The organism is Acidobacteriota bacterium (assembly GCA_035471785.1).
In the GTDB taxonomy this organism is placed as follows: Bacteria; Acidobacteriota; UBA6911; order RPQK01; family DATIPO01; genus JANQFM01.
Genome location: DATIPQ010000063.1, coordinates 21,092 through 31,968 on the forward strand (window position 1 = coordinate 21,092; position 10,877 = coordinate 31,968).

At 64.5% G+C, this 10,877-nt stretch carries 8 protein-coding genes; 4 read left to right on the top strand and 4 right to left on the bottom strand.

Going from position 1 to position 10,877, the window contains the following annotated elements:
* Positions 1 to 146: 146 nt before the first annotated feature.
* The 4 genes from VLU25_09255 (at position 147) to VLU25_09270 (ending at position 3,677) form a co-directional block, all read left to right on the top strand.
* Positions 147 to 2,594 (top strand): ADOP family duplicated permease, encoded by a 2,448-nt coding sequence (locus VLU25_09255; GenBank protein HSR68118.1) that lies wholly within the window; start codon positions 147 to 149, stop codon positions 2,592 to 2,594.
* 306 nt (positions 2,595 to 2,900) lie between these two features.
* Entirely contained in the window at positions 2,901 to 3,029 is a 129-nt protein-coding gene (locus tag VLU25_09260; protein HSR68119.1) for a hypothetical protein, read from the top strand.
* A gap of 28 nt (positions 3,030 to 3,057) precedes the next feature.
* Complete coding sequence (locus VLU25_09265; GenBank protein ID HSR68120.1) at positions 3,058 to 3,285, top strand: AbrB/MazE/SpoVT family DNA-binding domain-containing protein; 228 nt, start codon at positions 3,058 to 3,060, stop codon at positions 3,283 to 3,285.
* 20 nt (positions 3,286 to 3,305) lie between these two features.
* Positions 3,306 to 3,677, top strand: coding sequence for a type II toxin-antitoxin system death-on-curing family toxin (locus tag VLU25_09270; GenBank protein HSR68121.1), 372 nt, complete (start codon positions 3,306 to 3,308; stop codon positions 3,675 to 3,677).
* 101 nt (positions 3,678 to 3,778) lie between these two features.
* Here the strand turns inward: VLU25_09270 and VLU25_09275 are convergent, their stop codons facing one another.
* From VLU25_09275 to VLU25_09290, 4 genes are all read right to left on the bottom strand, one after another.
* The gene (locus VLU25_09275; protein ID HSR68122.1) at positions 3,779 to 4,609 is read right to left on the bottom strand and encodes a hypothetical protein; all 831 of its coding nucleotides are present in this window, start codon (positions 4,607 to 4,609) and stop codon (positions 3,779 to 3,781) included.
* Positions 4,610 to 4,719: 110 nt separating this feature from the next.
* On the bottom strand, positions 4,720 to 5,559 hold the full coding sequence (locus tag VLU25_09280; protein HSR68123.1) for a hypothetical protein: 840 nt from the start codon (positions 5,557 to 5,559) through the stop codon (positions 4,720 to 4,722).
* Positions 5,560 to 5,624: 65 nt separating this feature from the next.
* Positions 5,625 to 8,423, bottom strand: a complete 2,799-nt coding sequence (locus VLU25_09285) for a CHAT domain-containing protein (protein ID HSR68124.1) — start codon at positions 8,421 to 8,423, stop codon at positions 5,625 to 5,627.
* A gap of 513 nt (positions 8,424 to 8,936) precedes the next feature.
* Positions 8,937 to 10,877 (bottom strand): winged helix-turn-helix domain-containing protein (locus VLU25_09290; GenBank protein HSR68125.1); only part of this gene is annotated, 1,941 nt, incomplete at its 5' end.

A 10,877-nucleotide genomic window follows, 5' to 3' on the forward strand; every position in this document is an offset into this window, starting at 1 on the left:
CCCATTTGCAGCGGAAAGTCGGAACCTCTGGCAGCCGGCGGCGTCGAAAGCTGCAAGACCGAATTCGAGCTTATTTTTGGGTGGCCCGGCGTGTCGGCGGACTTCGAGTCCATTCCGCTATCGGAGCCACCATGGGGGAGGATGCAATGAAGGACTGGCGGTTGGCCTGGAGAGGGCTGTGGAGGCAGAGATCCTACACTTTGGCGGCGGTGCTGGCGCTGGCTTTGGGCATCGGCGGCGTCACGGCCGTCTTCAGCGTGGTTGACGGAGTGCTGCTGCGTCCCTTGCCTTATGATCAGCCCGAGAGGATTCTCTTCATCCGCCAGAACATGCCCCCGCTGGGCTCGGGCCTTCTCTTTTCTCCCACGGTTTTTCGGCAGATGGAGCAAGCCGGCGGCGAGGTGGCCGATCTGGCCCTGGTCGACCGCCTGGCCTTTACCGTCATCGGAGGCGAGCAGCCGGAACGGGTCACGGGCGCTCAGGTCTCTCCCGGATTCTACGACATCTTCAAGGCCAGGCCGGTGCGTGGACGATTGCCCCGGGCCGGTGCTCCCCAGGCTCAGTCCGCCGCTCAAGGCGCTTCCCAAGAGGCCCAGCCGGAGCTGGGAGTCTGCGTGATCGGGTACGAGTTCTGGCAGAGCCGCTTCGGCGGACGCGACGATGTCCTGGGTAGCGTCCTCACGGTGGACCTCTCGGTGCCCTTCGGGCCGCGCCGCCCGATTCCGGAGCGACTGCAGGTGGTGGGCGTTCTGGGACCTGAGTTCCGTCCGCCGCTGGGCGGCAGGCTGGACATTCTGACGCCTTTTCGGGCCGGTGAAGGAGGCGCTGCCCGCTTTCCTTACCTGTTTACCTTCGCCCGCCTGCGCGAGGGGACTGCCCTGGAAACGGCCCGCGCACGGCTGGAAGCCATCTACGCAGGAATCGCTCACGACGATGACGAGAACATCGAGCAGCGCAGCCTCAACGCCATGGCGCTGTCCGAGCTGGGGACGCGCCGCCTGCGTCCGGCGCTGATGATGCTGTGGGCCGCCTCGGCTTTGGTGTTGCTGATCGCCTGCGCCAACGTGGCCCACCTGCAGTTGGCGCGCTCCAGCAGCCGCCGCGGCGAGATCGCCTTGCGCGGCGCCTTGGGGGCGGGACGCCTGCGCCTTGTGGGCGTGCTGCTTTGCGAAAGCCTGCTGCTGGCGTTGTTGGGCGGGACGGCCGGCGTGGCCCTGGCTGCCGGCGCCTTGCAGGCGCTGCGCGCTTACGGTCCCGGCTCGCTGCCCCGCTTGGAATCCGTCAGCCTCGATTGGCAGGTGCTCTCCTTCGCCTTGCTGATCTCCCTGTTGACTTGCCTGCTCTTCGGACTCCTTCCGGCCTGGAAGACTTCAGGCGTCCACCCTCGTCAATTGCTCCAGGAGGAGGGAAGAGGCGGGGGCGGTGGGCGCACCCTGTCCTTGCGTTCGATTCTGACCGGGGCGGAGATGGCGCTGGCTTTCGTCCTGCTGGTCACCGCGTGCATGGTGCTGCAGAGCCTGGGACGCCTGCAGGCCGTCGATCCCGGTTTCCGCAGCGAGAGCGTCCTCACCGTGCAGATGCAGTTGCCGCTGGGACGCTACCCGGAGGCGGAGGAGCGCCGGGCCATCGTGAAGCGCCTGCTGCGGCGCTACCAGGCCCTGCCCGGCGTGGAGCTGGCGGGAGCCACCTTCACCCTGCCCTTTTCCAACGTCCAGAACGCCGCGCTCTTTCAGATCCTGGGGCGATCCGAGGAGCGTTTGCGGTCGGGTCACTACGACGTCTCCAAAGATTATCTTCCCGCTCTCGACGTCCCGCTGCTGCGCGGACGCGGGCTGGAGGAGAGCGACTATCCGACCGGCCAGGAGAGTCCTCGGGTGGTCGTGATCAACCAGGCCATGGCCGAGCAGCACTGGCCTGGCGGCGATCCTCTGGGCGCCCGCCTGCGCTTCCAAGGGGACGAAGACCCTGTCGAGATCGTGGGCGTGGTGGGAAACGTCCGCCGCCGGGGCCTGGACCGCGAAGCCGAACCCATCCTCTACCGGCCCTTGCTGCCTTCCGCCAACGTGGCCTTTGTGGTGCGCTCCCGGCTGGAGGCCGAAGGGTTGGCGCAGCAACTCCGCCAGGTCACCGCCGAAGTCGATTCCGCCCTGCCTCTCTTCGGAGTGCGTACCCTGACCGAAATCGTGGACGATTCGCTTTCCCGGGAGCGCTTCAACACGCTGCTCATGGGATGTTTCGCCACGGTGGCGCTGCTGCTGGCCGTGATCGGCATCTACGGCGTGGTCAGCTACACGGTGGCCGGACGCAGGCGCGAAATCGCCGTGCGCATGGCCCTGGGGGCGCGTCCCGCCGACGTGCTGCGCTTGGTGGTGGTGCAAGGCGGACTGCCGCTGCTGTTGGGGACCCTGGCCGGCGCCGCAGGAGCCTTCTCGCTGGGAAGCGCCCTGAGCAGCCGCCTACTGGGTTTGGGAGAGGCCGAGCCGTCCCTCTACCTGCTGGCGGCGCTCATCCTCAACGCCGCCGCCCTGCTGGCCATTTTCCTGCCCGCCCGCCGGGCCGCCTCCATCAACCCCCAAACGGCCCTGCGGCGATGAACGCCCTTCAGCCATGCACCGGCGTGACTTAAGTCCTCGCTCGGGGCCAGGGGCCGCGAGGCTGGTCGACTGACCGGCGCCCAGGTGGCGTGGGAAGCGATCCCCCTAACTCATGCGGCGGCCCGGCCAAGCGACTGAGCAGTGCCCAGACCGGGTGGGAGGCGCATCCTTGCGGCGATCCCCACCGGGGTCTCCCGCAACCTGCTGAGTTGACTCCTCCGAGAGGGGCCAGCGCCGCTGGCTCAGAATTTACCGTCGCATTGGCTCTTCGGGGCTCCGAATCCCAGACCCGGAGGAGATTGGGCCATGCTGCTATTGGGCCCAGTGTGGGCCGGCGCCTTCTACCTCTACGCCCTCCCCTCCTCCGAGGCGTACTTCGCCAGCAACAACGACGTCCCGTCCATTCAGGTCGCGCCTGAGGACCAGACATGGTAGCATCGGGATGCTACAGAGGACTGCATAGATGGTACGTCATGTGAAACTACGCCAGATGGGGGGGTCAGTCGGGGCTACTCTTCCAAAGGAGTTGGCGGAGCGATTTCATCTGGAGGCCGGGGACGCGGTTCTGGCTGTCGAGACGGCTCACGGGATTCTTCTCAGCCCATACGATCCGGACGTTGAGGAAGGCCTGACCATTGCGGCCCGCGCCCAGAAGAAGTACAGAAACGCTTTGCGGGAACTGGCCAGGTGAGCCGAAGCGAGCCGCGTTGGGTGCCCAGACTTGTCATCGAAGCGGTTCACCTCGATCAGATCCGGGAGCACGGCGGGCTGATCGGCATGCGCGATGAAAGCGCTCTCGACTCGGCGCTCAAGCGAGCCCCTAACCGCTGGGCGTACGACCCAGACTCCGACCTTCCACGATTGGCGGCCGCCTATGTCTTCGGGATGAGTTCGAACCACCCGTTCCGGGACGGCAACAAGCGCATCGCCTTCCTGACAGGCGTCATCTTTCTCGGCCTCAACGGGCTTGCTTTCGATGCGCCCCCAAAGGAGGTCGTGACCAGGATGATCGCCTTGGCCTCGGGTCACCTAGAGGAAGACGCCTTGGCCGAATGGATACGCTCCAGAACCCGCCCACAATAGTAGTAACGAAGGCCTCTCGACTGTTAGAAGGACTAACGCTCAAGGAAGGAAGATTCCCCCATTGTTGTGGAAGAAAGAGGGGAATTTCTGCGAAGAAATTGTCAATGCAGGACCATTTGGGCGCCGTCGCGTTCGATGAGGCGGTCGAGGTATTTGACGAGCTGGACACGCCGCTCTTCCAGGGCTTTGAGTTGGTTGCCGTTCAGCATCTCGCCCAGGTTTTCGTCCAAGGCTTGCCGATCGAGGCTCTTGAGGGCTTTGTAGAGAGACTTGGGGCAGAGGCTGATGCGCTCCATGTCTTCCGGGTCGGACTGCAGGCGGAAGGCCCGAGTGTGGTCGATCATCCACATCTTCCAGTTCTGGTCGTAGAGAATGTTGCCCAGGTTGCGGTCGCCGTTGGCGATCAGGTAGTCGAAGATGTAGAGGGTGTTCCAGTAGAGGCGCCAGGCCATGTTGTAGGGGGGACGCAGCTTATCGTTGATGCGGGCTTTCTCCATCACCGCCTCTTCGATCCACAACTGCAGGGTTCCCTGCCGGTAGCCGATTTTGCGCTCGACCACGGGCGGAATGTTGTCCAGTCCCAGCATTCGTCCCAGCCGGTAGGCGGCCAGTTCGAAGATGTAGTCGTCGCGGAAGTGGACGGTGATCGAGCCGTCGTCCTCGAAAAAGCGCGGCTTGTAGATGCGGACGTCGCGGAAAACGGCGTGGAGCCGCACGCCGTCCTTGTCCAGCAGAACCTTTTCGACGCCGGTCACCCCGATCCCTACCTTCTCGATGGAAACGATCTCTCCCGTCCGCAGGGCCTCCAGGACCTCTTCTTCGCTCTGGAACGGCAAGGGAGTCCCGTCCGGCCCCAGGTAGACGTTGTCCGCCAAGAGCGGGGACAGCAAGCTCAAGCAGAGCAGAATCGTAATGGGAAAGGTGCGGGTCATCGGTATCGGATTTCTCTTCTCGCCTCTAGCGGTACACTCGCTCATACGAACGGGGTCGAGAAAATGTTCTTAACAGGCCGCTGCTATTTTCTCATCGCCGGGGGGCGTCTTCAGCGCAGGGCGATTTCGGCGCCCTTGCGGTCGATCAGGTCCCGCAGGTAAGCCAGCATTTCCAGGCGGCGCCTGGCAATAGCCTCGACTTCGATGGGCTGAAGCAAACCTTCCAGAGCCTCCTTCAGCCTCTCTTCTTCCAACCGCTGCAGGGCTTCGTAAAGGTAGGTCGGACAAAGGCGGATGCGCTCCATCCGGCGGGGAGCCGAGAGGAGGCGGAATGCCCGGGTATGATCGATCATCCACATCTTCCAGCCGGGATCGTAGAGCAAGTTTCCCTGGTTGCGGTCGTCGTTGCCGATCAGGTAGTCGAATATGTAGAGAGCGTTCCACTGCTCCCGCCAGTTCCGGTAGTCGCGCGGGCGCATGCGGCGGTCGTAGCGGGTGCCCTCCATGACAGCTTCTTCGATCCACAATTGAAGCGTACCCTGGCGGCCATCAATGCGCCGTTCCACCACCGGGGGGACGTGCCTCATATCCAGCAGGCGCGAGAGCCGGTAGGCGGCCACTTCGAAGATATGATCGTCCCTGAAATGGATGATCACCCTGCCGTCGCTCTGCTGGTGGCGCGGTTTGAAGACTTTGACGTCGCGGAAGACGGCATGAAAGCGCACCCCGTCTTTGTCCAGCAGCAGCTTGAGAACGCGGTTGATGCCCTCGCTCACCTTCTCCTTGGAGATGATTCTGCCCGTGCGCAGCGCCTCCAGGACTTCCTCTTCGTCGGCAAAGGGCAAAGGCCGTCCGTCCGGCCCCAGGAAGGTGTCGGCGGCGAGGAGTGCGGCTGCATGGCCCGCGGCAAGCAGCGTCAGGATTCCCATAGCCAGGCGCAGTGAATTCATTGCGACGGTTCCTCCGATGATCTGGCGTCCTCATACCTGCATGCGTCAAACCCGCCGCCGCGGGATCATGGGGCGGACCGGCCAGGCCGGAAACGCCGGCGCAGGGCCAACAGGCTGAGGATCAACAGGGGCAGCGCCACAGCCAGCAGAAGGGTGGACCAGCGGTAGGGAAGGGGGGCGGGCGTGAATCCGTCGCCGTTGAGGACGAAGGCCGCCCAGTAGAAGGGGTGGGAATAATCACCCTGAGAGCGCAGCAGGTTGAGCTTGGCCTGGCGCAACGCTTCAGCTTTGGATTGCCCGTCCATGAGATAGGCATAGAAGCGGGCCATGAAGAGAGCCGCGGCCTGGTCCGACACCTTCCACAGTCCGGCTACGGTGGAGCGGGCCCCGGCGATCAGGAATGCGCGCGAGAAATCGAGCAGGCCCTCGCCCCTCAACTCGCGTCCGCGGGCGGTGTCGCAAGCCGAGAGCGTCACCAGGTCGGTTCCCGACAAGTCGAGCTGCAGGACCTCGCTGAGGAAGAGGTAGCGGGGCTGAAGCGGCTCTTCCGAAGAAGGCGAGAAAAGGATGCGCGAGCGCTCGGGGTAATCGGTGTCGATGGCGGCGTGAGTGCTCAGGTGAAGGATGGGGAAGCGCTTGAGGGCGGGCTCTTGCAGATGACGTTTCTCGGCATCCTTTCCCAGAAAGAGGCGGACGTGTCCGCTCACGGTCTCTTCGATGAGACGGACTTCGGTGGCGGAATAGGGCAGGCCGGGCCAGGACTCCTCAGACTCTCCCGGCGCCCGCTGAGGAATGACGGGATCGCCGAAAGCGACCAGAGAGCGCTGCCAGGGCCAGAGCTGCCTCTCGACAGGCGGGAGGCGGCCCAGCAGTGAAGCGGCGGGCAGGTAGCCGACGGCGCGGCGCTCCAGCAGCAGGGAGTCCTGGCCGTCGGGAAGCGCTTCCAGCGGGAGCAGTGCAAGCGTCCCGTCGGGTACCATCAGCAAGCGCGAGGGAGAAGGGTGCCGCCGCAGCACCTCGTCCAGCAGTTGGGCGGCCAGCGGACGGCAGGTGTCCCTCCAATCTTGGCGCCGGGGATTGGAGAGGGCCTGGCGGCACTCCTGCAGCAACAGCGACTGAGCCTGAGTCCAGGGCTGGACGCTGAAGGAAGAGTGGCCCCGCTCCAGGGCCAGGATGACCAGCCGGCTGCCGCCCAGCCAATAGGTGAGCAGCAGAGCGTCCTCAGGAAGCTGGCGCCGCAACACTGCGAAATCGATTTGAGAGGGCTGGGAGCGGTCGTCGCTGGAGTAGGCCGAGCCTTCTTGGGACCGGCTTCGGGCCTCCAGAGCGGCGTACTCCGACTCCATCTCGCTCAACTCGGCCTCGATGCGCTGCGCCTCCTCCCCTTCAGCCAGCAGCAGACTCGAGTTGAGCGTTTCGATTCTGGAGGCGATTTCTTTGAGGCGTCCGGCGGTTTGATCGTCGCCGCGTCCCCGCCGTTGCTGCAAGGCTTCGCCCAGTTGATCCTGAAAGTTGCGGGCCCGGCTGCTTTCCATCAGGCGCAGCGCCTCCTCCAGCGGCCGCTCTCGGGCGCCGCCCGCCGACAGCAGCCGTCCGGCCTCGGACGACTCCAGCACGCGGGCCACCAGATGGTCGTAAAGGGCTTTCTTGTCGGCCAGAAATTCCGACCGCAGCGACGAGCCTCCCAGCCTGGAGCGGACCGACTCGACGATGGAGAGGGCTTGGCGGAAGCGTTCTTCGGCTTCGTCTTCCGAATCGCTCAGGCGTCCCAGCCCAAAGAGCGCTTTCCAGGTTTCTTCGCTCAGTCCCGCTTGTCGGGAAAGCCTCAAAGCGGCGTTCAGTTCCTTTTCAGCTTCCTGTTCCAGCCCCAGCCGGTGCAGCGTCTCGCCCAGATAAAGCCGCGCCTGCGCCTCTTCGCGCCGGTTGAGGGCTCTTTGGGCCCGCTCGGCCACCTGGCTGAAGGTGCGGCGGGCCGCCTCCAGGTCGTCCAGCGCCAGCGCTTGCAGGATGCCCAGGTTCTTCAGCACCCCCAACTCGCCATCCAGATCTCCGCTCTCTCTGAACAGCTTCAGCGCCTGCTGGTAGGCCTCCCCGGCCAACACGGGGTCGCCCAGGCGGCGGTAGAGCGTCCCCTGATTGCTGAGGAGCTGGGCCTGCTGGGAAGGTGCCGCGGAAACCTCCAGCCGGGCCACCCGCTGGTAAAGGTCGAGCGCCCTCTCCCACTGCCCCAGCTTCTGATAGAGGACGGCCATGTTGGTCCAGCTCACCCGTTGCAGGGCGGGCTGCGGCGAATCCTCCTGGGAGAGGGCGTCGATAGCCCGTTGGTAGTGGGTCAAGGCCTCAAGATAGCGCCCCTCGTAGAAGTAGGTGTTGGCCACGTTGTTGAGCCGCAGGACGCTGCGGCGCAGGTCTTGAGCGCGCTGCGAGATCTGCAGCGCCTGGCTGAAGCTATTACGGGCCTGCTGATAGCGCCCCAACAGCAATTGGGCGCGCCCCAGGTTGTTGAGGCTGACGCCTAGCCCCTCCTCGTCCCCCACCCTCTCAGACTCCTCGGCGGCCTGGCGGGCCGTGCGGACGGCCTCGAAGTAGCGTCCCTGGTTGGCGGCGATCAGGCTGAGGCGGTTGAGCGCCGCCGATTTGCGGGCTTCCTCTCCCGAGTCGGGCAGGGATTGCAGGAGATCCTCCAGGATCTGGCGGGATCGGTCCAGTTGGCCCTGCCGAAGGAGATCGGTGGCGTTCTCGATAATGGCCTGGGGGTCTTCACCTGTAACGCTGCTGGAATCCTGGGCAGAAAAAGGTCGGATGCCGAGAAAACCGCAAAGCGCCACGGCTGCGGCCAATCTCGTCCAATCTCGGCAGGCCATAGGCAAATCCCGCGGCTGAAGGCTCCTTGAGGGGTTCAAGACGACATTATACCAGTCCCTTGAGTCGTCCCTGGGGTCCTGACGAACAGTCACCGGAGAGATCTTGTGCCAACAATCCGCCGACTAACACAGTCGCTGGGCATAAGTTCTGAGCCAGGGCCGCATTTTTTGTCTGAAAGGGACAGATTCGCCAGCCCAGCGACTGTGTTGGAAGTCAAGTCCGGGCTCGCTGAAGGCGAGCGATTCGCTAGCCCAAGGGACTGTGTTGGAAGTCAAGTCCGGGCTCGCTGAAGGCGAGCGATTCGCCAGCCCAAGGGACTGTGTTGGAAGTCAAGTCCGGGCTCGCTGAAGGCGAGCGATTCGCCAGCCCAGGGTCAGCCGCGGCGAGCGCAAGCGAGACGGCGGCGCCACCCTGGGTTTCAGACGGCAAAGGTCCGAACGCTGAAAGCGTGGGATAACGCGACAGGGTGGCTCAAAACTACTGACGGGCTGCACTAGCCTGCAGAATGCGGGCTAGTCCCCTTGGTTGCGGGGAAGAGAGAGACGGTTCAACTCCCCTTTCAGGGACGGCTCCTCGAGGGCCCGTAAATCGACGTCGCTCCGAAGCTGCTTGGACAGGTAGAAGACATGGCGTCCGCCGGAGCGCAGCGACGCCTCCAGCCACTGCCGGGTTGCATCGACGTGGCCCGAGGCAGCGTGCAACTCCAGCCAGGCGACGGGCGAGACGAATCCGTGGGCTTCTTGTTTTCGCAGCCCTGCGGCCAGGAATTCGAACTCCCGCGGGTTGAAGCTCTTGCGGCCCAGCTTCTCAGGCTTGCAGGCGGAATCAAGCTGGAAGGCGAGTGAGTACGGTCTCCAGTCCTGTGTTGCCCTGATTCTCACCTGGGCACGGCGACAGTGCCTGGAGGCGGCTTCCAGGTCGCCCTGCTGGTGGGCGATCCAGAAAAGGCCCTTGTGGGCTTCCAGGAAATCAGGGTCGAGCTGCAGCGCCCTGCGGAAATGGCCAAGAGCCTCTTCCTGACGCTGCCTTGACCAGGCCACCATCCCCGCCGTGATGTGGACGATGGGCGAGAGGACGTCCAGTCTCTGGGCCTCGGCAGCATGGTAGGCCGCCTCTTCGCGGCCTCCATTGTCCTCTTCTCTGCGTGCCGCCGCCTCCAACAGCACCGCGAACCACTGGTGTCCGGTGGCATAGCTGGGATTCAAGCGCAGCGCTTGACGGAAAAGTCGCTCCGACTCGTCCCAGTCCCAATCGCGCACCCACCTGATCCAGGCCAGTGCCACCAGTGCCTCCGCGCTTTGCGGATCGATTCGCAGCGCCTTGTCGACAGCCGCCGCGGCTTCTTGCTGCGAGTCCCGTGAGGGCGCGTAGAAGTGGTCGGCCAGCATGAGGTGGGCATGGGCCAAGCCGGCGTAGGCGGCCGCGTACTCAGGAGCCTGCTCGACGGCGCGCCGGAAGAAGTCGACGGCGCGGAAGAGGTCGTCGCGATTTCGCCTCTTCCAGAAATAGAGTCCGCGAAGATAGTCTTCGTAGGCTTGGCGCGGCACTGAAGGTTGGCGGCGCATGGCCTGCAATTCATCGTCCAGGTTGGAAGGGGGGGAAGGGACCCGCTCGAAGTGAAGGGCGAGCTGTGCGGCCGTTTCTCGGGCCGACTCCAAGATCAGTTGGGGAAGGCGCGAGTCGGCCTGTTGGAAGGCTTCAGACCAGAGAATATCCCCCCCTTCGGAATCGATGAGCTGCAAGGTCAGGCGCACCTGGGCGGCATCCCTCTGGACCGTGCCCTGCACCAGCGCTTGAGCTCGCAGGCGCTCGGCCACCTGCGCCGGAGAGGCCTGCTCCCGGGCCGCGCTGACGGAAGAGGCGCTGGCCATCACCCGCAGGTAAGGGAGGCGGGCCAGTTCTCCGGCCAGAGCCTCAGAAAGCCCCTGCCCGAAGTATTCTTCGCCGCCTAGGTCCTGAAATGGCAATACCGCCAGGGTGAGCTGCTCCCGGGAATCGGCGCCGGAATGCCTCATACCTTCCCCGAACCAGAGAAGGACCGCGGTCAGCAACAGGGCTGCCACCGCTGCCGCGCTGAGTGCCAGGTTGCGGCTCCAGGCGGAGCTTTCCCGAAAAGTGTTGGAAGGCGGGGAAGCGTGGCTCAGCGGACGGACCTCGGCGATCATCCGGTAGCCCCGTTTGGGAATGGTCTGAATGTAGGTGGGACTGCGGGCGTCGTCGCCCAGGGCGCGGCGCAGTTCCCAGATGGCATTGGCGATCGCCTCGTCGCCCACGAAGCGGCCCTCCCACACCTGCGCGATCAAGTCCTCCTTGCTCACCACGCGGCCTGCATTCTCAGCCAGATGACAGAGCACCTTCATCACCTGCGGCTCGATGCGCACTTCTTCCTGAGCGGCAATGGTGTTGATCTCGGGATAGATCTTCCAAGATCCGATCTGAAAGTCCTGCAAGTG

Excerpts from the sequence above, each read along its gene's own strand:
- VLU25_09285 (HSR68124.1), bottom strand. The coding sequence starts at position 8,423 with ATGGCCTGCCGAGATTGGACGAGATTGGCCGCAGCCGTGGCGCTTTGC.
- VLU25_09280 (HSR68123.1), bottom strand. The coding sequence starts at position 5,559 with ATGAATTCACTGCGCCTGGCTATGGGAATCCTGACGCTGCTTGCCGCG.
- VLU25_09255 (HSR68118.1), top strand. The coding sequence starts at position 147 with ATGAAGGACTGGCGGTTGGCCTGGAGAGGGCTGTGGAGGCAGAGATCC.
- VLU25_09265 (HSR68120.1), top strand. The coding sequence starts at position 3,058 with ATGGTACGTCATGTGAAACTACGCCAGATGGGGGGGTCAGTCGGGGCT.
- VLU25_09260 (HSR68119.1), top strand. The coding sequence starts at position 2,901 with ATGCTGCTATTGGGCCCAGTGTGGGCCGGCGCCTTCTACCTCTACGCC.
- VLU25_09275 (HSR68122.1), bottom strand. The coding sequence starts at position 4,609 with ATGACCCGCACCTTTCCCATTACGATTCTGCTCTGCTTGAGCTTGCTG.